The organism is Acinetobacter sp. YH01008 (genome assembly GCF_013420435.1).
Lineage (GTDB): Bacteria > Pseudomonadota > Gammaproteobacteria > Pseudomonadales > Moraxellaceae > Acinetobacter > Acinetobacter pseudolwoffii.
In genome coordinates this window covers 1-22,965 of the sequence record NZ_VOYD01000005.1, presented here as the reverse complement: position 1 = coordinate 22,965, position 22,965 = coordinate 1, and the positions used below count along the sequence as shown (strand labels likewise).

The window sequence follows — 22,965 nt, the reverse complement described above, 5'->3', positions numbered from 1 at the left end:
AAAAAGCTGACTTTTATAGGGAAATCAATTCTGAGTGATTTTTTTGCTTGTGAGATCGTCATGCGATACATTATTTGTCATCTCTAGTAATTTGAATTGATAACATAGCATCCTTAAATTGCTAACCGTATATATTAGCTTCTCTAATTATTGCTACGTTAGTTTTATTCTTTTTAGACAAATTCGTAAAGGGTAGTTTTTTAAAGAATAGTTGAAATGTATAGCAATATACCAACCATTCTTCTGACTCTATTTCCTGGCTGTGTTATTGGTTGTTTTTGATAAACTTAAAAGACAAAGAATTAGTCTATGAAAAAAATATTATATATCAGCATTTTATCTTTTGCACTAACCTCGGTATCTTTGTTTTATCAAAGATACATCCCTATTAATCGTATAGTGGTAGATCAAATTGAGGAAGTACATAGACTTGCAGGAGGATTTCCTTTTGTATTCTTAATTGATGGAGATTTTACATCACCTGCTAATAATATAAGTGTGTTATTTATTTTCTGGGATCAAGATGAATTTCTCTTTAACTATTTTCTTTTAAATTATTTATTTTGGTTAAGTGTTTTATTAGCTTTTTACTTTATGAAAAAGAAATTTAAGATTTTATAATTTTCTAAAACCAATGCCCTAAAACTCCATATATAACTTTAAAAATCAATGATATGAGTATTTATAAAAAGCCTATCCTCTCTAGAATAGGCTTTTCTTATGACAAAAGATATGTCATATATGGCTCAATCAAAATTTCATGTTGAGGCTCTAACCGACAGCCTGCTCTAAAAGAATATTCCCATAGAGTTCCCGCAAATCTTTTTTCAGCATCTTTCCAGTTCCACTTAGTGGAATTGAGTCTACAAAAACCACTCTGTCTGGAACCTGCCATTTAGCGACTTTATCAGCATAATAATCGAGTAGCTCTGTCTCACTCAGCTGACTGTCCGATTTTTTAATCGCAATCAATACCGGACGTTCATCCCACTTTGGATGCTGGGCGGCAATCACCGCCGCCATCGCAATTTCCGGATGGCCCATAGCAATATTTTCCAGATCCACCGATGAAATCCATTCGCCGCCAGACTTGATTAAATCTTTGGAACGGTCACTGAGTTTTACAAAACCATCTTGATTCAGCGTGCCAATATCCCCTGTATCTAACCAACCATCCTCAGTCAATGGAGATTCTTGCTTACCGAAATACTTATTAATAACCCAGTGCCCTTTCACCTGTAAACTTCCGATAGTTTCACCATCTCGTTCAATTTCATGCGTACATTTTTCTACATCAGTTAAACGTACACTAACCCCAAATGGCGGTCGGCCTTGAGACAGACGAATCTGCTGTTTTTCTTCATCTGATAGCTGTAAATGTTTGGCTTTGAGCTGATTGGCAGTAGCCACTGGACCTGTTTCCGTCATGCCCCAAGCATGAATTGTTTCACAGTTAAACTGCTCTTTGAAAGTTCGTAACATTGCCGGTGGACAGGCCGATCCTCCGATTACATTACGTTTCAGACTTTCCAGCTTGGAACCTGACTGGTTTGCTGCGGCAATCAAACCCTGCCAGATGGTTGGCACGCCAAGCGCCACTGAAACTTTATAAGTATCAATCAGATTCACCAGACTGGCACCATCCAGACCTGGCCCCGGCAGTACCAGCGTGCATCCCACCATGGCTGCCGCGTATGGCGTGCCCCATGCATTCACATGGAACATCGGCACCACTGGCAACATAATATCGGCAGCCGAGACATTTAATGAGTCCGGTAAAATGATGGCATAGCTATGTAATACAGTAGAGCGATGGCTATATAGCACGCCTTTAGGGTTGCCCGTGGTTCCTGATGTATAGCACAGTGAACTGGCTGAGTTTTCATCAATGACTGGCCATTCAAATTCTGTGTGTTGACTGGCAATCAGATCATCATAAAATTGCACTTCTGGAATGGCTTCAGTGACGCTCGGATCGGCAGCATCCAGACAGATAAAATGCTCGACTGAGGTCAGCAGCGGTTTTACCGCCTTGATTAAAGGTACAAATGTTTTATCAAAGATGACCACACGATCTGCAGCATCATTCATAATAAAAATCAGCTGCTCCGGAAACAGGCGCGGATTAATGGTATGACAGACCAGACCGCTGCCAGAAATAGCATACCAGGACTCTAAATGGCGATGATTATTCCAGGCAATGGTGGCAACCCGATCTCCCTGTTCCAAGCCGAGTTGTTGCAATACCTTGGCAAAACGTTTCGAGTTTTGATGAATTTCGCCCCAGTTAGTCACCTTAATGCTGGTGTCGGTATTTTTGGAAATTACCTCGGTATCGGCATGATAGCGCCCTGCATGTTCAATCATGCTGCTGATCAGTAAAGGCTGAAACATCATATTTCCGAGCATTGTCCACTCCTTTGTGCTTGTTATTGGTCCGTGTATTCGTATCGTTGTTATCTAGACATGATGGTTCGGTCTAAGACCGTGACATAGTTTTTATCATCATGTGGACTGAATTTAGCAAGTAAATCTGAATTTGTAAGTATCGAATTGTGACAAATTAAGAGAAGTGACTCAGGCGTATAAAAATTAGAATACGATTGATGGAGAGGTAGAGAATTTCTCTAGAAAGGTTGAGGCCTGATATTCAGTTTAATGATCATGTATTGAGTTCATGTCGACCCGATTAATACAACCATCCCATTTGAATGGAAATATTTACTTGGATACTGATCTTAGAAGAACAGTACAGCAGATCGATAGAACGCCAGCTTGAAAATAGACTGACAACCACATTAAACTTAATTTGTTATATTGAGCACCTTGAAATATGCTATAAATCAAAATAATTAGAACAGTCTTAGTTCAAGCAAGTGTATGTATAAGTCTGAAAAACTGGCGCAGAATATCCGTCAGATGATTGAAAACGGCGTATGGAAGGTACATGAAAAATTACCTTCACTCCGCGAACAGACCCAATTGTCTGGCTATAGCCTGATGACGGTACTCAATGCTTATCAGGAACTTGAAGCGCAAGGTCTGGTTTATGCCAGAGATAAATCCGGCTATTACGTTGCAGAGCGTTCTACAGATCTGGTCAACAGCAAACAACCAATCCAGATTAGTTTAAGCCCAAAAGTTCAAATCAACTCTGTGGTATTTAATTATTTAAAATCGATCCAAGCAGCAGAAATTGTGCCTTTTGGTTCCGCATTTCCCAATGCAGAGCTGTTATATAACGCCAAATTTATGCAGATTCTGGCGCAGCAGGCCAAAAGAAAAAGCAGTTATAACAACCAGAATCATATGCCGCCTGGCAATCAGGATTTACGCCAACTGATTGCTAATCGTTACCAGTTGCAAGGCATTGCTTGCCATGCAGATGACATTGTCATTACATCTGGAGCATTAGAAGCACTGAATCTGTCTTTACAGGCATTGACCCAACCCGGTGATTTTATCCTGTTGCAACAAACCATATTTTATGGGGCCTGGCAGGCAGCCGAGCGTTTGGGGCTACAGGTGATTACTATCCCTGAGCATCCGCAATTCGGTTTTGATCTGGCATCATTTGAACAGGCTTTGAAACAGTATCCGATCAAGGTGTGCTGGCTAATGCTGAACGCGCATAATCCGATTGGCTTTACTGTTAGTTCGGAAATTAAACAGAGAATTGCTGAACTTTTGTATGAATATCAGGTCTATTTAATCGAAGATGATGTTTATCAGGAATTGAATTATGGTTCATCCAAACCGCTACCGGTTAAATATTTTGACCAGCATCAGATGGTGCTGCACTGTGCTTCATTTTCCAAAACACTAGGCATGGGCGCACGCGTCGGTTGGGTCTATGCCGGTCCATTTTCCGATGCCATTCAGCATTTGCAGCTCATGAGCACTTTAACGGTCAGTCCCTTACTCCAGAACACGCTGGTAGAATTTATTTCGCATCATCATTATGAAAAACATTTACGACAGCTAAGACATCATCTGGAAAAATATAAAAAGAAGTTTTATCAGGAACTCAAAAACCGCTTAGCGCCTACATGTAAAATTTACTATTATTCCAGTGGTTATTTTCTCTGGATCGAATTGCCAAATGGTCTAGATGGACAGGTGCTTTATGAGCAACTGATTCAGAAAGGTATTTCAATCGCCCCTGCATTATTGTTTAAACCGGATCATGCCAGTCAGCATTATATGCGCCTGAATTGTTCTTTTGAATGGACCGCCGAGATAGAAAATGCAGTGAATCTTTTAGCAGATACCATTCAGCAGAAATAGAAAAGCGTGAATGAGTTCATCCACGCTTTTTTTAGGTCAAGATACCCGAATTTACAAGCATCTTAGAAGTTGTAAATGGCAACCGCATTGATTCGGTTGTCTTCACCTGTACGACCGCTAACTGGTTGATCGTCTTCATCTAAAACAGGACCATAGGCTTTACGTTCACCATAGACATATTCTAGACCGAAGCTAAGTGGTTTACGTGGGCTATAGAATATATTGGCCCATGCCTGCCAAAGATCTTTATTCGCAGCACTCTTGTTACTTAAAGCATTAATGTAATCTTGATCATCATCAAACTTCATATAGCCATAGCCCAAAGTACCACGCAATTTGTCATTAAACTGCTGGGTTAAACCTACCGTAATCGAGTCAAATTCGCTTTGTATCAGATTACCATCTTTAACTAGTACGCCTGGGTTTGCAAATGATACAAAGCTATTATCACCTTTCACATGATAGTAGTCGGCTTTTATAGTAGTACCTGGTACAACTTCATATTTTGTACCAACACCTACCCCCCATGCCATTTCTTCATCAGTATCTATACGTTTTTCGTGCCCCATTGCACGAACACTTACGTTTAAATTATCTGCAAATTGATGGTTTAAACGTGCAGTTAAAGCTGGAAAACGCTGATTAATCGCTTTATCACTGACTAATTTATCTTTTGGATCTTCCGCAGCAACAACTAAATTAGTTTGTGGGCTAAACTTAGTTGTGTAACGCACTTGTGGTGTACGTTTTACTGCGCCACCTACATAAGCCAAAGCATCCACTGTTTCTGGCATATAATCCGGTACAGCAAAGTTTGACCAGGTTTGACCAATTAACCAGTTGGCATAGCTGATATAAGCATGGCGGATACGTAAATTATCAAAGCTTGCACCGCCCAGAAAGTCTACTTCAACTTTACCACTCAGGGCTTTGTCCCCAGCGCCGACAGGTGCTTTGAAGTCCATTCCTAAGCGGGTAGCAGAAAGTGTTGATCTTAAACGATCACTATTTTCATTATTTCCTTCTAATGCCACAGCATTAATATGGTTGTATGGCAAATCTCGACTGGTTCCCTCTACCTGATAAGAGGCATCGGCACGAATATTTCCATAAAGATTAAATTCGGCACCACTGGCAATTTTCATGACAGGTTTGCTAGCTGGAGCAGGTGTTGCTGCAACATGTGCAGTGACCACAGCCGTCTGTCTTTGCTGTTGCTCAACCAGTGCGCGTAGAGCCTGAACTTCTTGGCGCAGTTGTTCAATTTCCTGCTGACTGCTTTGCGTGGTTTGTGCTTGAACCGATAAGCTCATGCTCCCCATACTGATTGCAATCATGCTCATCAAAAGCGTGTGTTTTCGTGTTGGCTTATTGATTGTTGTGGTGAATAGTGTCGTGTTCATCCTAAACTCGCTTTTTATTGTTCGACTAGATTCTAGCAACAGATCACCACCCGTTACGATGGCGATCTATATCATTGACGATATTATATTGATTAATTGAAGTTTAACTTATTGGGTCGCGTTCTCAGCCACAGGATTTGGCTTCATGCTAGATCTTGCAAGGGCTTGCGCATCTACTGAGGTCTTTAAGTTGACCAGGAAAATCGCAAGTGCAGCAATCACACCAGGAATCGCAATAGCAAAGAAGTTCATTTGATGCGGTAAATTCATGGTTAATAAAGCACCAGTCAATACCGGACCAACAATCGCACCAATACGTCCAATACCTGATGCCCAGCCCATGCCTGTAGAACGTACAGTCGATGGATAATATTGTGCAACAAAGGTATAGAGTAGAATTTGCGAGCCAATTGTTGCAGCACCCGCCACAGCAATCAGGGTGTATAGGACGAATTGCGGACTGTTAAAGCCAAGCAGAATCAGGGCCAGCGCACCACATAAGAACATGATGGTCAGTACTTTCTTGATATGGAAGCGATCTGCCAGATATCCACCACCGATTGCACCGATCATGCCACCAATATTTAAGGCAAACAGGAAGATCATGCTGGCACCAAGCGAGTAACCGGCCTGAATCATCAGTTTTGGCAACCAGCTGCCCAATGCGTATACCATTAACAGGCACATAAAGAACGCTAGCCAGAACATGAACGTACTGAAACTGCGGCCCTGTTGGAAAAGTGCTTTTAATGGCGCTTCATCACCTTTCTGCACTTCATTCAGTACAAATTGAGTATCATGGGTAATGACCTGTTCCGGAGATATTTTTTGAATAATATCGTGCGCTTGGGAGGTCTGATTTTTGTTGGTCAGGTACATCAGTGATTCTGGCAAGTATTTCCAGATAACTGGCAAAAGCAACAGTGGAATACCGGCTAACAGGAACATGATTTTCCAGCCAAATTGTGGCACCAGCCATGCACCTAAGAGTGCCGACGTCATTCCACCAATCGCATAACCACTAAACATTAAAGCCACTAGGGTACTACGGATACGTTTAGGCGCATATTCGGTCATCAGTGCGACCACGTTTGGCATCACCCCGCCAATACCTAAGCCCGCCAAGAAACGTAAAATCCCAAATTCAACCGGAGAGGTCGCAAACGCCCCAATAAAAGTGAATCCGCTAAAAATAGCCACACAGATCATAATGGTTTTTTTACGACCTAACTTATCGGACAAGGTTCCAAAAGTCATGGCACCAAACATCATGCCAAAAAGTGCGGTACTGGCCAACAGACCTGCTTGTACTGCACTTAAGCCCCATTCTTGCATCAACAGAGGCAATGCGACGCCATAGATCACCAAGTCATAACCATCAAAAATAATGATCAGCAGACACCAGATTAGGACGCCCCAATGAAAGGGAGTGAATTTAGCTTCATCAATCAGCGTATTTATATTCACCTTATTTGTAGACATCTCCACCTCCATATTGTGAAGTTCATTCAATGAATGCCACAATGAAGAAGATGCAGCAGAATGTCCAAAACTCAATAGGCATGCCTTTATACCTATAAAGTCTGATTCAGGCTAAGCATTTAAATTAATTAAAAAATATATTATTGAATCGTGGAATATTTTTTAACATAGGCCGATAAACTTGCCAAGAGCTGCTGATTGCTGTTCCTCTTGAGAGGATTGATTGGACTTAAAACACCGAACGATCATACTTTAATGCTTCAAGATCATAGGCTTGATAGACAGCATCAAATAGGTAGCGGATATATTCACTTTCATCCATATTACGCATGGCCATAAATACAGGACTCACAGCAAATGCATCTGCTAAAGGTATAAAGTTGAGATGGGCCAATTTAATATTTTGTGCACTTTCCGGCGCGATACAAACACCCTCTCCCGCCGCTACAAAACCGAGTGCCAGCTGCAATTCGCGTACAATCCGCAGATTTTTAGGCTCTAATCCATACTCAGAAAATATGCCGCGCACCTGGGTGGCAAAATTAGCCTTTCCCGTATTCGGATATAAAAACAACTGCTGATCGACCAGTTCAGATAAATGTAGGCTCTCACGTTGAGCCAATACATGACTGGCATGCGCTGCCACCACTAGACGCTCTTCACGCAACAACACCCGCTTTATGGCCGGATCCGAGATTCTTAAGCGGCCAAAACCGACATCTATACGGCCTTCTTTGAGGGCCTGAATCTGTTCATAAGTATTCATTTCCATCATCTCGATTTTGAGATAAGGATGCTGCTGTTTAAACAAAAACAGAATACGCGACAGCAAACCGAACAATAAAGAACCAACAAAACCGATGGTAATGGTGCGATCTGCAATGCCGATGCGCTTGGTCATCGACTTAATCTCTTCCGCATTAGACAAAAGTTTAACAGCGTGCTGATAGAAGAACTGACCTGCTTCTGTGGTCTTCAATGGACGGCTACCACGCTCAAATAACTGAATATCCAGCTCTGCTTCAAGGTTTTGGATCTGTCTGCTTAAAGGAGGCTGAGCAATAAATAGTTTTTCTGCCGCTTTAGTAAAACTTTGCTCTTCTACCACTGCAACAAAATAGCGTAAATGTCTAAGTTCCATGATCTAGAATACCTTTAAAGTATAAAAAAATGCTAAATCGATCTTAGACCAATCAACATTATTCTTTTAAGGTATATCAAATCGAAGCATTAAAGCAAGAATGTGAATCCGTATTATGTATAAGTCAGTTGAAACCTTGCTGGTAGAAATCCCGACCATTCGCCCTCACAAGATGGCTGTGGCGACGATGCAAACCCAGACCCTGGTCTTAGTTAAAATCACCACTGAAGATGGTTATATCGGTTGGGGTGAGGCAACGACGATCGGCGGCTTAGGTTATGGTGATGAAAGCCCGGAAAGCGTTAAAGTCAATATTGAAACTTATTTCGCCCCCCTTTTAAAGACATTATCCGGTTTAAATGTTGCACAAACATTACAAGCGATCAAAAAGAATATTAATGGTAACCGTTTTGCCAAATGCGCGATTCAGACTGCCCTGCTAGATATTCAGGCACAGCGCATGCAGCAGCCGCTCAGTGAAGTCTTAGGTGGCCGCTTACGTGACAGTATTCCAGTGCTTTGGGTCTTGGCTTCAGGCAATACAGAAAAAGATATTGCTGAAGCAGAAAAAATGATTGCAGCAAAACGCCATAACATTTTCAAACTCAAAATTGGTTCCCGTCCAGTTGAAGAAGATGTTGAGCATGTGCTGGCGATTAAAAAAGCCCTGGGCAAAGACATTTCGATTCGTGTCGATGTCAACCGTGCCTGGTCAGAATTAGACGCCATTAAAGGAATTCAGTTGCTGCAAGACGGCGGTGTTGATCTGATTGAGCAGCCATGTGCGATTGATAACCTCGATGCAATGCGCCGTCTCACCCGACGTTTTGATATTGCCATCATGGCAGACGAATCTTTAATGGGCCCACATTCAGCCTATGAAATTGCAAAACAAAACGGTTCATCTGTTTTTGCAGTGAAAGTTGCCCAGTCAGGTGGTCTGATCGAAGGTTGTGAAGTCGGAAATATTGCCAAACTTGCAGGAATCGATCTGTACGGCGGCACCATGCTGGAAGGTCCGGTCGGCACGATTGCTTCGGCACATGTATTTTCAACCTTTGAAACATTAGCTTTTGGTACTGAACTGTTTGGTCCTTTGCTACTGACTGAAGATATTTTGAAAACCCCACTCAACTATCAAAACTTTGAACTTGAGATTCCGAAAGGATCTGGTCTGGGGATTGAGTTGGATGAAAACAAGATTGACAACTTGCGTCGTCAATAATTCGAGGAGATACCCATGCTTTTCCATGTACGGATGGACGTGAACATTCCACAGGATATGCCAGTGGAACAGGCCAATGAAATCAAGGCCATTGAAAAAGCCTATTCCCACGACTTGCAACGTCAGGGTAAATGGCGCCATATCTGGCGAATCACTGGCCAGTATTCAAACATCAGTATTTTTGATGTTGAAAGCAATGAAGAATTGCACAGCCTGCTTCAGGGCCTGCCACTCTATCCCTATATGAAGATCGAAGTGATGGCATTGAATCGTCACCCTTCTTCTATTCGTGATGACGACAGCTAATTAAGAATATGGGAATTGGGGAATAACGTTATTCCCCTTCCCACAGCAAGACCAGAGGGTAACCAAACAAGGATTGTGGCCAGCAAGATTTAGCCAGCCAGAGCAAGCTAAACAGCGCGCCACATAAAAGAATGTAGATATACTGAGGAGTAATAGTATGAATCGCCAAGAAATTGATGCATTAGTTAAGCAAATGAACGTTGATACAGCGACAGGTCCTGTAGATGAACGTGTACAACAAGTTGTTGTGCGTTTATTGGGCGACCTTTTCCAGGCTATCGAAGATCTTGATATTTCCCAGTCAGAACTGTGGAAAGGCCTGGAATACTTTACTGATGCCGGTCAAGCGAACGAATTAGGTTTATTGGCTGCAGGTTTGGGTCTGGAGCATTACCTAGACTTACGTGCTGATGAAGCAGATGCTAAAGCAGGTATTACTGGCGGTACGCCACGTACGATTGAAGGTCCACTTTATGTCGCTGGCGCACCTGAAACTGTAAGCTTTGCGCGTATGGATGATGGTTCTGAAGAAGGCAAAATCCCGACGCTGATCATTGAAGGTACAGTGACGGATACTGACGGCAACCGTGTTGAAGGTGCCAAAGTTGAAATCTGGCATGCAAACAGCCTGGGTAACTACTCATTCTTTGACAAGTCACAGTCTGACTTTAACTTGCGTCGCAGCATCATTACCGCTGCCGATGGTCAATATACTGCATTGACTACAATGCCAGTGGGTTATGGCTGCCCTCCAGAAGGTACCACCCAGTTTGTACTGGACAAATTAGGCCGTCACGGTAACCGTCCATCGCACGTACATTACTTCGTATCTGCACCGGGTTACCGCAAACTGACTACTCAATTCAACATTGAAGGCGACCAATACCTGTGGGATGACTTTGCATTCGCGACTCGTGAAGGCTTGGTTGCAACTGCGGTTGACGTGACTGATGAAGCTGAAATTGCAAAACGTGGCTTAAAAGGTCCTTTCAAACACATCCAGTTCGATATTGAACTTGTCAAAGAACAAGCTGCTGCACCAACGACTGAAGTTGATCGTCGCCGCGCTAGCGCTTAATACAACTATAGAAGCGGGGTATGTTTCAAAGATATATCCCGCTGACTTCCCCCTTGGAAAGTCGGAGAAAGGACATGCCTCGTATTCCCGTAATTAACACCAGCCATTTAGACCGCATTGACGAATTACTGGTTGATGATTATGAATCTGGTGAATTTAAACTACACCGTTCAGTATTTACAGACCAGGCCCTGTTTGACCTTGAGATGAAATACATCTTTGAAAGCAACTGGGTTTATCTGGCACATGAAAGCCAGATTCCAAACAACAACGATTTCTATACCACTTATATGGGTCGTCAACCCATTATCATTGCACGTAACCGTCAAGGTGAACTGAATGCAATGATTAATGCCTGTTCGCATCGCGGTGCACAGTTGTGCCGTAACAAGAAAGGCAATAAAGCGACCTATACTTGCCCATTCCATGGCTGGACTTTCAATAACTCCGGTAAGTTATTAAAGGTTAAAGACCCGGCTGAGGCAGGTTATTCAGACTGTTTTAATAAAGACGGTTCACATGACCTGAAAAAAGTAGCGCGCTTTGAAAACTATAAAGGCTTCCTGTTTGGTAGTTTGAATCCGGATGTTCCTTCTCTGGAAGAATACCTGGGTGAAGCAACCAAAATCATTGACATGATCGTGGGTCAGTCTGAGCAAGGTCTGGAAGTATTACGTGGTTCTTCAACTTATACCTATGAAGGCAACTGGAAGTTAACTGCTGAAAACGGTGCCGATGGTTATCACGTGTCTGCTGTACACTGGAACTATGCTGCCACGACTCAGCAACGTAAAGAAAAAGAAGCGGGTGACAATATCCGTGCCATGAGCGCAGGTTCATGGGGTAAACAAGGCGGTGGTTCTTACGGCTTTGAACATGGTCACATGCTACTTTGGACGCAATGGGCCAACCCGGAAGACCGCCCTAACTTTGCCAAGAAAGATGAATACACCGAGCAATATGGCGAAGCCATGGCGAAATGGATGATCGAACGTTCACGTAACCTGTGTATCTATCCAAACGTTTACTTCATGGATCAGTTCGGTTCACAAATTCGTGTACTGCGCCCGATTTCTGTCGATAAGACTGAAGTGACCATCTACTGTATCGCGCCTGTCGGTGAAGAGCCAGAAGCACGTACCCGTCGTATCCGTCAGTATGAAGATTTCTTTAACGCATCAGGTATGGCAACGCCAGACGATCTTGAAGAATTCCGTGCCTGTCAGGCAGGTTATGCCGGTATTGCACTGGAATGGAACGACATGTGTCGCGGTTCAAAACACTGGATCCATGGTCCAGATGATGCAGCGAACGAAATCGGTTTAAAACCAAAACTATCTGGTATTAAAACGGAAGATGAAGGTCTGTATCTGGCTCAGCATCAATATTGGTTGGAACTAATCAAGAAAGGTATCGCGTCTGAGAAAGAAATTGCAGCATCGACTGAAGGAGAAAACGCATGAGCGACATCACTTTAGAAAATATTGCGCAGTTCCTGTATCAGGAAGCACGCTTTTTAGATGATGAGCAATGGGATGACTGGTTAACTTGTTATGCCCCTACTGCGTCTTTCTGGATGCCAGCCTGGGATGATGACGACAAACTGACCACAGATCCACAGTCTGAAATCTCGTTGATTTACTACCCGGACCGTCAAGGACTGGAAGACCGTGTGTTCCGTATCAAGACTGAACGTTCATCTGCAACCATGCCGGACACACGTACCTGCCATAACCTCAGCAATATTGAAATTGTAGAACGTGATGGTGACAAAGTGACGGTACGTTTTAACTGGAACACTTTGAGTTTCCGTTACAAAAACAGCTACAGCTACTTCGGTATGTCACGTTATGAAATCGACTTTTCAGGCGATAAACCACAAATTTTAAGCAAATACGTGGTACTGAAAAACGATTACATCAACCAGGTCATCGATATTTATCACCTCTAAGACTGTTCATACAGCCAGGTTAAGCCTTTCAGTCAGATGGAAAATTGACTGAAAGGCTCAGTTACAAAGATTTATATAGGATATTCAGCCATGTCAAACCACAATGTTGCACTTCAATTTGAAGATGGCGTTACACGTTTTATTTCTGTTTCTGACGGAGAAACGCTGTCAGACGCAGCTTACCGTCAAAAGATCAATATTCCTTTGGACTGCCGTGATGGTGCTTGTGGAACGTGTCGTGCGTTTTGTGAATCAGGTTCGTATGACATGCCTGAAGAAACTTATATTGAAGATGCATTAACGCCTGAAGAAGCCGCTGAAGGCTTTATTCTGGCTTGTCAATGTAAACCAACTTCAGATGCAGTATTCCAGATCCAGGCATCTTCTGAGGTCTGCAAAACTGAAATTCATGCCTTCCAGGGTACTTTGGCACGCGTAGAGAACTTATCTGACTCGACTATTACTTTTGATATTCAGTTAGACGAAGGTCAGGCAGACATTCACTTCCTTGCAGGTCAATATGTCAATGTCGGTATCCCGGGAACGACTGAAACCCGTTCTTATTCATTCAGTTCAAAACCAGGTAACCGTTTAACCGGGTTTGTGGTACGTAACGTGCCAAACGGTAAAATGAGTGAATTTTTAAGCGTCAATGCCAAAGCTGGCGACAAAATGACTTTCACGGGTCCATTTGGTAGCTTCTACCTGCGTAATGTGACCCGTCCAGTGCTGATGCTGGCGGGTGGTACAGGGATCGCGCCGTTTATGTCGATGCTGCAAGTCTTAGAAGAAAAAGGTTCAGAACATCCAGTGCGTCTGGTGTTTGGTGTGACCAATGATTTTGACCTGGTGGCGATTGAAAAACTAAATGAGCTGCAAGATAAATTCCCTTGGTTCGAATACCGTACTGTGATTGCAAATCCAGAATCTAATCATGAGCGTAAAGGCTATGTGACCGGTCATATCGAAAAAGAATGGCTCAATGCGGGTGATGTGGATATTTATCTGTGTGGTCCTGTGCCAATGGTTGAAGCAGTTCGCGGCTGGTTAGATGCTGAAGGCGTTAAACCTGCAAACTTCCTGTTTGAAAAATTCTCTGCAAACTAAGTTCAGACTGAACCGGAGAATAGAATGAACCGTGCAAAAAGATTTGAAAATAAAGTCGTGATCGTGACCGGTGCTGCCCAAGGCATCGGGCGCGGTGTAGCGCTGCAAGTGGCAAGCGAAGGCGCACAAGTCGTCATGGCGGATCTTTCCCCTTTTGTCGAGGAAGTTCTGGCTGAAATTGAAGCCACTGGCGGTGATGCGATTACTGTCAAAGCCAATCTGGAAACCTTTGCCGGCGCAGAATCTGTTGTCGCCAAAGCGCTGCAAACTTATGGCCGTGTCGATGTCCTGATTAACAACGTTGGCGGCGCGATTTGGATGAAGCCTTTTGAAGAATTTTCTGAAGAGGAAATTATCAAGGAGGTGAACCGCTCACTGTTCCCAACGCTGTGGTGCTGCCGTGCAGTTCTTCCAGAAATGATTCAAAATCAGAAAGGTACAATTGTAAACGTATCTTCTATTGCCACACGAGGGATTAACCGTGTTCCATATTCAGCATCTAAAGGTGGTGTGAACGGTCTGACCGCTTCCCTTGCCTTTGAACATGCCAAAGATGGAATCCGTGTTAATGCGATCGCAACTGGCGGTACCGAAGCACCACCGCGTAAAGTGCCACGCAATGCCAATCCACTGACTGAGTCAGAAAAAGACTGGATGCAGCAAGTGGTTGATCAGACCATTGACCGTACTTTTATGGGTCGCTACGGTACGATTCAGGAACAAGTGAATGCAATTGTATTCCTGGCTTCGGATGAATCATCGTATATGACTGGTACTGTCGTACCGGTCGGTGGTGGTGATCAGGGCTAAGTCCTGATCATGACTTTTTTAACAGGATCATGGTTTGACGCAAGGAGGCACATCACCAATGAATAACCTGTTTCACAGTTTAAAAAATGATTGGTCAATTTCAGCGACTGTTGCAGGATTTTTAGCAGTGCTGATTTCCTATTCAGGTCCACTAATCATTTTTTTCCAGGCTGCTCAACAAGCCCAAGTTTCCCCAGACATGATGATTTCTTGGATTTGGGGCATTTCTATTGGTGCTGCACTTGCCGGTATTTTCTTATCGATTAAATACAAAATACCGGTGGTGACTGCCTGGTCTGCACCTGGAACGGCTTTATTAGTCACGCTTTTTCCTGATATTTCACTCAATGAAGCGGTCGCTGCCTACATCACCTCTGCCGTGGTGATTTTTTTAATTGGGATCACCGGTTATTTCGACAAACTGCTGTCCTGGATTCCTCAGGAAGTCGCTGCCGGAATGATGGCTGGGATTTTATTGCAGTTTGGCTTAGGTCTGTTTACGGCAACCGATACCATGCCCTACATTGTGTTTGGCATGCTGGCAGTATTTTTACTGGCCAAGCGTTTCAGCCCACGCTATGCCATGGTTTGGGTATTAGTGGCAGGTGTGGTTTTAAGTCTGTTACTGGGCAAAATTAACCCGGTGACTGCTGATTTTAGCTTGGCGATTCCACAATTTATTGCCCCGGAATGGACCTGGAACTCTACCTTGAATCTGGCACTACCGTTGATTTTAGTCAGTCTTTCTGGCCAGTTTTTACCAGGCATGAGCATTATCAAGCTCAGCGGTTATGACATGCCGGCCAAACCTATTATTAGTGTGACCAGTATTGCTTCGCTTGCGGTGGCCTGTGTAGGCGGTATTACCATTGTACTGGCCTCAATCACGGCTGCTTTATGTTTGGGTAAAGACGCACATGAGCTGAAAGAAAAACGTTATATCGCCGGTATCGCGAATGGGATTTTCTATATTTTAGGCGGTTTATTTGCCGGCAGCATCGTCATGCTCTTTAGCCTGATGCCTAAAGAATTAATTGCGGCTCTGGCCGGACTGGCATTGCTCGGTGCAATTGCCACCAATATTTCCGTTGCAATGGGCAAAGAATCACAACGTGATGCTGCCCTGATCACATTTTTGGCGACTGCATCTGGTATGCAGTTCCTTGGACTGAGCTCAGTCTTTTGGGGGATTTGTATTGGTTTGGTGGCGCACTTTGTATTGTCACAAAAAGACCGTAACGCTGTTTCGCTTGCAGCATCAGATTCAAAATGAGTTTAAAGACATCCATAAGTTTAGGATATGAAAGGACCAGATTATGATAGATAAAAGTTCATTATCATTGAAAGAAGCACTCTCCCAGATCAAAGATGGTTCAACCATCATGATTGGTGGTTTCGGTACAGCGGGTCAGCCTGCTGAACTGATTGATGGTCTGATCGAATTGGGTATCAAAGACTTAATTATCGTCAATAATAATGCCGGCAATGGCGACTACGGTTTGGCGAAACTGCTGAAAGCCGGGGCTGTACGTAAAATCATTTGCTCTTTCCCGCGTCAGTCTGATTCCTGGGTATTCGATGAACTTTACCGTGCAGGTAAGATCGAACTGGAACTGGTTCCTCAAGGTAATCTGGCTTGCCGTATTCAGGCGGCTGGTATAGGTCTAGGTCCAATCTACACACCAACTGGTTTTGGTACCTTGCTGGCTGAAGGCAAACCGACTTTAAATTACGAAGGCAAAGACTTCGTTTTAGAAAATCCAATTAAAGCGGACTTTGCTTTGATTAAAGCCTCTAAAGGCGACCGTTGGGGCAATCTGGTATATCGTAAATCTGCCCGTAACTTTGGCCCGATCATGGCGATGGCGGCAGATATCACCATTGCTCAGGTGTCTGAAGTGGTGGAACTCGGTGCACTGGATCCAGAACACATCATCACCCCTGGAATTTTTGTTCAACACGTTGTTCAAGTTAAACCTGCACAATAATTGGCATCGGAGATAAATAATGAGCTATACCAAACTGACCCGTGACCAGATCGCTGAACGTGTGGCACAAGACATTCCTGATGGTGCCTATGTCAACCTGGGCATCGGCTTGCCAACCAAAATTTCCAGCTACCTGCCTTCGGATAAAGATGTATTCCTGCATTCTGAAAATGGCCTGTTGGCTTTTGGTCCTCCTCCTGCTGAAGAAGACCGTGATCCAGAGCTGATCAATGCTGGTAAAGAATTCGTAACCTTACTGGAAGGGGGTTCATTCTTCCATCATGGTGATTCCTTCGCGATGATGCGTGGCGGTCATTTAGACATCGCGGTATTGGGTGCCTTCCAGATTGCTGAAAATGGTGATCTGGCCAACTGGCATACTGGCGCACCGGATGCGATTCCGGCTGTTGGCGGTGCAATGGATTTGGCTGTGGGTGCCAAGAAAGTTTTCATCACCACCGACCACGTGACTAAAAAAGGCGAGCCAAAAATTGTGGCTGAGCTTTCATATCCGGCGACTGGTTTGAAATGTGTGGATCGTATCTATACCGACCTGTGTGTGATTGATATCACCAGCGAAGGCATGAAAGTGATTGAGAAAGTCGACGGTCTGTCATTCGAAAAATTGCAGTCATTGACTGGCGCCAAGCTGATTGATGCGACTCAAAACTAATTCATAAATCCTCCCTAAATCCCTCCTTTATTAAAGGAGGGACTTTCACCCTTTAAATTCAGGGAAAAACGCCTCCCTTTAGTAAAGGGAGGTTGGGAGGGATTCAAAGATTTGGAAAGTAAAAACATGAAAAACGCATATATTATCGATGCCATCCGTACCCCATTCGGCCGTTATGCCGGTGGCCTCGCTCCTGTTCGTACTGATGATCTCGGTGCACTTCCAATCAAGGCCTTAATAGAACGTAATCCATCGGTGAACTGGGAACAGGTCGATGATGTGATCTATGGCTGTGCCAACCAGGCCGGTGAAGATAACCGTAACGTTGGCCGCATGTCAGCGCTGCTTGCAGGTGTGCCTTATCAAGTGCCTGCAACTACAGTCAACCGCCTATGTGGTTCATCGCTAGATACTATCTCCATGGCTGCGCGTGCGATTAAAGCGGGTGAAGCCCATCTGATCATTGCCGGTGGTGTCGAGTCAATGTCTCGTGCACCCTTTGTCATGGGCAAATCAGAAACCGCCTATGGCCGTAGTCAGAAAATCGAAGATACCACCATGGGCTGGCGTTTCATTAACCCGAAACTCAAAGACATGTACGGTGTAGAAACCATGCCGCAAACGGCTGAAAATGTCGCTGAACAGTTTGGGATTAACCGTGAAGATCAGGACAAATTTGCCCTGAGCAGCCAGCAACGTACAGCCGCAGCACAAGCCAAGGGTTTCTTTGATAAAGAAATCATTCCGGTGGTGATTCCACAACGTAAAGGCGATCCGGTGGTCGTAGATAAAGATGAACATCCACGTGCCTCTACCACTGCAGAAGCTCTGGCAAAACTGAAACCTGTGGTCAAAGCAGATGGTACAGTTACAGCCGGTAATGCTTCAGGCATTAACGATGGTGCTGCCGCCCTACTGATCGCGTCTGATGAAGCGATTGCGCAATACGGTTTAAAACCACGTGCCAAAATTATTGGCTCAACAGTTGTGGGTGTTGAGCCGCGCATCATGGGCTTTGGCCCGGCACCTGCTATCAAAAAGCTACTTGCTCAAACCGGTTTAACGCTAGAGCAGATGGATGTGATCGAGCTGAATGAAGCTTTTGCGGCCCAAGCACTGGCATGTACCCGTGATCTAGGCATTGAAGACGGCTCGGAAAAAGTCAATCCGAACGGTGGCGCAATTGCCTTGGGTCATCCACTCGGCGCATCTGGTGCACGTCTGGTGACCACTGCCTTGAACCAGCTGGAACAAACTGGCGGTCAATATGCACTATGTTCAATGTGTATTGGTGTCGGTCAAGGTATTGCTTTGATTATCGAACGCGTCTAAAAGCACGATCACTTAATAAAAATTTCCCCTCCCTTTTTTTAAAGGGAGGTCGGGAGGGATTTTAATGCCAACATTTACATCTAACGATGCACAAATTAATTACCAGACTTTTGGGGATACCTCTAAGCCTGCAATTGTGTTCTCCAATTCATTGGGCACCAAATTCAGCATGTGGCAGCCACAAATTGAATTTTTCCAGAAAGATTATTTCGTGGTGTGTTATGACACTCGTGGTCACGGTGGCTCGAGCGCACCACAAGGGCCATATACCCTGGATCAACTGGGTCAAGATGTAGTGAATCTACTGGATCATTTAAATATCCAGAAAGCTGCTTTCTGTGGCATTTCCATGGGGGGTCTGACTGGCCAATGGCTGGCAATTAACCGTCCAGAACGCTTTAACCAAGTGATTGTGTGTAATACGGCAGCCAAAATCGGTCAGGAACAGGCCTGGCTGGAACGTGCTGCACTGGTGCGTGAGCAAGGCTTGGCACCGATTGCATCGACCGCAGCATCACGCTGGTTTACCGAACCCTTTATTCAAAGCAACGCAGCAATTGTTGCAGAACTTTCAAACGACCTTGGAGCTGGCAGCCCGGAAGGTTATGCGAGTTGCTGTGAAGCTTTGGCTAAAGCGGATTTACGTGAACAGTTAAAGACAATTTCAGTTCCTGTATTGATTGTGGCAGGTCAGCAAGATCCTGTAACGACTGTTGCTGATGGTCAGTCGATGCAAGCCAGCATTGCCAATAGCCAACTGTTTGAAATCAATGCATCGCATATTTCCAATGTCGAGCAACCTGAAGCGTTCAATCAGGCAGTTCAGGCATTTATTGCAGCTTAAACTGCTCAAAAAAAGAAAAAAGCCACTGATCATCATCAGTGGCTTTTTTTTATCAAGATGGAGTCAGCATTAAGCCCAAATGACCAAAATCGCAGCGATCACCACCAAGCCCAGCCCCCAATGCTCGGCACGTGCCAGTTTCTCCTTAAAGAAATATGCAGAAATCAGCATACTAAATAAAATCTCGATTTGACCTAGCGTTTTGACAATGGGCACACTCATGATGCTCATGGCAGTAAACCAGCCCAGCGATGCCATAAAACTGCACACGCTGACTTTAAAGGTTAATCCCAAGCGTTGCCACATGGCCACTAAAGTCTGGCGGCTAAATAGACTCAGATAGATCAGCATACTGATGCACTGGAAACTGATGACCATCAGCAGTACCCATGCAGCACGATGGACAGTTGGCAATGTGCTTAGCTCCAGACTCGCCTCCCTGACCAAGAGTGAGGTAATCGCAAAACTTAAGCCGCTGCCGATTCCAATCGCTAAGGTCTGGGCAGAAAATTCGCTGATCTGCTGGCCTTTACTCAGCAAGAACACGGCATAAGCACCGAGTACCACACCGATCCAGGCCAGTACCGATAAATGATCGGCTAAAAACACGACACCAATGACGGCGGCAAGAATGGCTTCACTTTTAGCCAAACCGACCCCAATCGCATAATTTTTTTGTTGAAACAGCTTCACCATCAAGGCAGTCGCTAAAATCTGGCTTGAACCAGCAATCACAATATAGACCCAAAACCTGGGAGTAAAATGGATAATATTTTCAACGGGCTTGAAGTGATAAAGACTGGACAGATAGATTATTGCAAAGGGCAAGGCAAAGATAAACCGTGCCAGCGTGACCCCCCAAACATCGACCGTAGTGCTCAGCTGTTTTTGAAATGCATTGCGCCATGCCTGCATAAATGCAGCCATTAAGGTGAAAAAGATCCAGCTGATTGCCATAAAATGATTTGCATATATAACAAAAGTGAACCAATTCTAAGCCTAAGTAAAAGGCATGACTAATTAAAAATGGAGTGAAGGTGAATAGCGGAAAGTTTGGATTGTTTTTAGATGGTTTAAATTTCAGCTAAGTAGTCTTTTCGCATGGGAATAAAACGAATGCCATTTTCCTCAGTGTATTCGCCCATTTCAACAAAACCGAAGCGTTTATAAATATCCAAAGCATATAAACTGGATTTTACAGTAATAGATTGATGACCTTGGCTACGAATATGTTTTTCTAAAAAGCGCCACATTTGGCGACCGTAACCTTGACCTTGATAAGCCTTATTCAAGAAAAAATGCATGAAATGTGCCGGCGCTATATAAGCCACAACACCGACTATTCTGCGGTCAATTTCAGCCACATAATAATAAATATCTGGCCATTCAAAAATGGTTTGAATCGCTTCAGCTTTAAAACGTAAGCGTCCCTCTTCTGCCGTAGTGACAGCCTCTACAAATGGTGCAATGACTTCTACGATAGCAAATGTATCCTGAACAGTAGCTTTTCTAATTTTCATATTATTTTAAATTTCACCTTAACCTGGCTTTGTTGCAAAAACAGATCATCTGTCAATTTGTATTTCTCTAAGCAATCTTTTTCTATTTAAAAATAACGAGTTATTTAGCTCACAATATAATGCCAAGCATCCTCCATTTACAATTCAGCCATATAGAGTTTTTATTAAAATTTTTATGATGTTATTACAATAGGATGAAATTTAGGTAGGCATTCTAGACAGTTTGCTTCCCTACAGGGAGTTTAGATGAAACATTTTGAATGCGCCGTCTGCCAGCAACAGCTATTTTTTTACAAATCAGTCTGTGATCATTGTATGTCACCAATCGGCTATGTCGCTTCGGAAAAAGAATTGTGCGCATTTAAAAAGCAGAGTGCTGATCAATGGATTCCAGTCTCCAAAAGTTATCAGCATGCCAGTTATAAACCCTGTCATAACTATACGCACTATCAGGTATGTAACTGGATGATTCCCAGTAATGAAGATGAAGATTTTTGTGAGTCCTGTCAACTCACTCATGTGATTCCTGATCTGGAAAATTCAGAGAACCTGATTTACTGGTTTCGACTGGAAGAGGCCAAACGCCGCTTCCTTTATTTGGCGCAGCGTATGAACATGATGCCACGCCCCAAAAAATCTGAAGATGATCCATTTGGCCTGTGTTTTGATTTTTTACTGCCTGAAGATGATCAGCCGGTTTTGATTGGTCATGCCAATGGTGTGATTACCTTAAATGCGATTGAAGCGGATGTGGTGTATCGTGAAACAACACGCGTGAATATGGGAGAAAATTACCGGACTTTATTGGGCCATTTTCGCCATGAAAGCGGACATTACTATTTTGCACTGATGCAACACTTACATCCGGAACTGATTGAAGAGTTTCGTCATTATTTTGGCGATGAGCGGCAAAATTACAGTGAGGCGCTGCAAACTTATTATAATGACGGCGCCCCGATCAACTGGCAGGAAAACTATATTAGTGCTTATGCCACCGCACATCCCTGGGAAGACTGGGCAGAAACCTGGGCGCATTATCTGCATATGATGGAAACACTGGAAACTGCTTACTATGCTGGAATCCGCGTTATTGGCAATGGTGGCTATCTGGCCAGCATGGATTTTAAAGAATGTCCAATTGGCGGACAGGACGTTGAACATATTCTTGCAAACTGGGTTACCTTAACCTTTAATTTAAATGCCTTGAACCGTTGTATGGGTCTGGAAGATGCCTACCCATTCAAGCTGACCGAAGCGGTAAAAGACAAGCTTCGATTTATACATCGGCATGTACTGGAAAAAGTTTTTAAATCATCCAAATGATCTCTAAACGACAAAAAACTGAATGTAATAAAAGGCGGATTCAAGCGGCAAGTGCAACAGTATAAAAACCAGCCATAACTTCACTAGGCGTATACCAACCTAGTGTTTTTCTAGGACGATGGTTGAGTGCAAATTCTATCTGCTCTACTTGTTCGTTTGACACGTCATCAAACGATGATGATTTTGGCAGATATTGCCGGATTAAACCATTCGTATTTTCATTCCTTGCTCGTTGAATAGACTTGTAAGGATCAGCAAAATACGTATCTATGCCGGCATCAGTGATTCTTTTGTGTTCGGCAAATTCCTTACCATTATCAAAAGTAACACTATAAGCATGGCTCATCCGTAAACGATCTAATGCACAAGTAATCGTTTGAGAGGATGCTCTCGTTGGCCCTAAATGAACAATATGTACGTACAGGCTCTTTCGATCAACGAGAGTTAATAAAGCACCTTTATGATGTTTACCAATTACAGTGTCACCTTCGAAAT

22 protein-coding genes are annotated in these 22,965 nt (G+C 43.7%); 15 read left to right on the top strand and 7 right to left on the bottom strand.

Annotation, left to right across the window (positions count from 1 at the left end):
* The first annotated feature begins 309 nt into the window (after nt 1–309).
* On the top strand, nt 310–621 hold the full coding sequence (locus FTT75_RS04915) for a hypothetical protein (RefSeq protein ID WP_005096948.1): 312 nt from the start codon (nt 310–312) through the stop codon (nt 619–621).
* Between the two features lie 150 nt (nt 622–771).
* Here FTT75_RS04915 and FTT75_RS04910 read toward each other — a convergent pair whose 3' ends face one another.
* The gene (locus FTT75_RS04910) at nt 772–2,409 is read right to left on the bottom strand and encodes a long-chain-fatty-acid--CoA ligase (protein ID WP_100535121.1); all 1,638 of its coding nucleotides are present in this window, start codon (nt 2,407–2,409) and stop codon (nt 772–774) included.
* A 471-nt stretch (nt 2,410–2,880) separates the two neighbouring features.
* Between FTT75_RS04910 and FTT75_RS04905 the strand changes: the two genes are divergently transcribed.
* On the top strand, nt 2,881–4,287 hold the full coding sequence (locus FTT75_RS04905) for a PLP-dependent aminotransferase family protein (RefSeq protein WP_180185979.1): 1,407 nt from the start codon (nt 2,881–2,883) through the stop codon (nt 4,285–4,287).
* A gap of 62 nt (nt 4,288–4,349) precedes the next feature.
* Here the strand turns inward: FTT75_RS04905 and FTT75_RS04900 are convergent, their stop codons facing one another.
* From FTT75_RS04900 to FTT75_RS04890, 3 genes are all read right to left on the bottom strand, one after another.
* Nucleotides 4,350–5,690, bottom strand: coding sequence for a DcaP family trimeric outer membrane transporter (locus FTT75_RS04900; protein ID WP_180185978.1), 1,341 nt, complete (start codon nt 5,688–5,690; stop codon nt 4,350–4,352).
* Nucleotides 5,691–5,798: 108 nt separating this feature from the next.
* Entirely contained in the window at nt 5,799–7,172 is a 1,374-nt protein-coding gene (locus tag FTT75_RS04895; protein WP_180039901.1) for an aromatic acid/H+ symport family MFS transporter, read from the bottom strand.
* A 229-nt stretch (nt 7,173–7,401) separates the two neighbouring features.
* The gene (locus tag FTT75_RS04890; protein ID WP_180185977.1) at nt 7,402–8,313 is read right to left on the bottom strand and encodes a LysR family transcriptional regulator; all 912 of its coding nucleotides are present in this window, start codon (nt 8,311–8,313) and stop codon (nt 7,402–7,404) included.
* 115 nt (nt 8,314–8,428) lie between these two features.
* Here FTT75_RS04890 and FTT75_RS04885 point away from each other — a divergent pair, with 115 nt between their 5' ends.
* The 12 genes from FTT75_RS04885 to pcaD all read left to right on the top strand — a co-directional run bounded on the left by FTT75_RS04885 (nt 8,429) and on the right by pcaD (nt 19,627).
* Complete coding sequence (locus tag FTT75_RS04885; RefSeq protein ID WP_005170827.1) at nt 8,429–9,538, top strand: muconate/chloromuconate family cycloisomerase; 1,110 nt, start codon at nt 8,429–8,431, stop codon at nt 9,536–9,538.
* A 15-nt stretch (nt 9,539–9,553) separates the two neighbouring features.
* Complete coding sequence (gene catC / locus FTT75_RS04880; RefSeq protein ID WP_005170825.1) at nt 9,554–9,844, top strand: muconolactone Delta-isomerase; 291 nt, start codon at nt 9,554–9,556, stop codon at nt 9,842–9,844.
* Nucleotides 9,845–10,001: 157 nt separating this feature from the next.
* Nucleotides 10,002–10,922 (top strand): catechol 1,2-dioxygenase, encoded by a 921-nt coding sequence (gene catA, locus FTT75_RS04875; RefSeq protein ID WP_180185976.1) that lies wholly within the window; start codon nt 10,002–10,004, stop codon nt 10,920–10,922.
* Nucleotides 10,923–10,996: 74 nt separating this feature from the next.
* Nucleotides 10,997–12,385 (top strand): benzoate 1,2-dioxygenase large subunit, encoded by a 1,389-nt coding sequence (gene benA / locus FTT75_RS04870; RefSeq protein WP_159138099.1) that lies wholly within the window; start codon nt 10,997–10,999, stop codon nt 12,383–12,385.
* Complete coding sequence (gene benB, locus FTT75_RS04865; protein WP_005170815.1) at nt 12,382–12,873, top strand: benzoate 1,2-dioxygenase small subunit; 492 nt, start codon at nt 12,382–12,384, stop codon at nt 12,871–12,873. The genes benA and benB overlap by 4 nt, the downstream gene beginning before the upstream one ends.
* Before the next feature lie 90 nt (nt 12,874–12,963).
* Nucleotides 12,964–13,980, top strand: a complete 1,017-nt coding sequence (gene benC / locus FTT75_RS04860) for a benzoate 1,2-dioxygenase electron transfer component BenC (protein WP_005170812.1) — start codon at nt 12,964–12,966, stop codon at nt 13,978–13,980.
* Between the two features lie 24 nt (nt 13,981–14,004).
* Nucleotides 14,005–14,790: a benzoate diol dehydrogenase BenD gene (benD, locus tag FTT75_RS04855; RefSeq protein ID WP_005170810.1), complete on the top strand. Its 786-nt coding sequence runs from the start codon at nt 14,005–14,007 to the stop codon at nt 14,788–14,790.
* Nucleotides 14,791–14,848: 58 nt separating this feature from the next.
* Entirely contained in the window at nt 14,849–16,063 is a 1,215-nt protein-coding gene (benE, locus tag FTT75_RS04850; protein ID WP_180185975.1) for a benzoate/H(+) symporter BenE, read from the top strand.
* A gap of 43 nt (nt 16,064–16,106) precedes the next feature.
* Nucleotides 16,107–16,778: a 3-oxoacid CoA-transferase subunit A gene (locus tag FTT75_RS04845; protein ID WP_159138098.1), complete on the top strand. Its 672-nt coding sequence runs from the start codon at nt 16,107–16,109 to the stop codon at nt 16,776–16,778.
* A gap of 19 nt (nt 16,779–16,797) precedes the next feature.
* A complete protein-coding gene (locus FTT75_RS04840) occupies nt 16,798–17,451 on the top strand; it encodes a 3-oxoacid CoA-transferase subunit B (RefSeq protein WP_180185974.1) in 654 nt (217 codons plus the stop codon).
* Nucleotides 17,452–17,577: 126 nt separating this feature from the next.
* Nucleotides 17,578–18,783, top strand: a complete 1,206-nt coding sequence (gene pcaF / locus FTT75_RS04835; RefSeq protein WP_005096966.1) for a 3-oxoadipyl-CoA thiolase — start codon at nt 17,578–17,580, stop codon at nt 18,781–18,783.
* 64 nt (nt 18,784–18,847) lie between these two features.
* The gene (gene pcaD, locus FTT75_RS04830; RefSeq protein WP_005096968.1) at nt 18,848–19,627 is read left to right on the top strand and encodes a 3-oxoadipate enol-lactonase; all 780 of its coding nucleotides are present in this window, start codon (nt 18,848–18,850) and stop codon (nt 19,625–19,627) included.
* 69 nt (nt 19,628–19,696) lie between these two features.
* Here the strand turns inward: pcaD and FTT75_RS04825 are convergent, their stop codons facing one another.
* Nucleotides 19,697–20,584 (bottom strand): DMT family transporter, encoded by an 888-nt coding sequence (locus FTT75_RS04825; protein WP_180185973.1) that lies wholly within the window; start codon nt 20,582–20,584, stop codon nt 19,697–19,699.
* Nucleotides 20,585–20,700: 116 nt separating this feature from the next.
* Complete coding sequence (locus FTT75_RS04820) at nt 20,701–21,147, bottom strand: GNAT family N-acetyltransferase (RefSeq protein ID WP_180185972.1); 447 nt, start codon at nt 21,145–21,147, stop codon at nt 20,701–20,703.
* 246 nt (nt 21,148–21,393) lie between these two features.
* Between FTT75_RS04820 and FTT75_RS04815 the strand changes: the two genes are divergently transcribed.
* Nucleotides 21,394–22,470 (top strand): putative zinc-binding metallopeptidase, encoded by a 1,077-nt coding sequence (locus tag FTT75_RS04815; protein ID WP_180185971.1) that lies wholly within the window; start codon nt 21,394–21,396, stop codon nt 22,468–22,470.
* Nucleotides 22,471–22,510: 40 nt separating this feature from the next.
* Here FTT75_RS04815 and FTT75_RS04810 read toward each other — a convergent pair.
* Nucleotides 22,511–22,965: IS30 family transposase (locus tag FTT75_RS04810; protein WP_180185970.1), on the bottom strand; the 455-nt coding region annotated here is incomplete at its 5' end.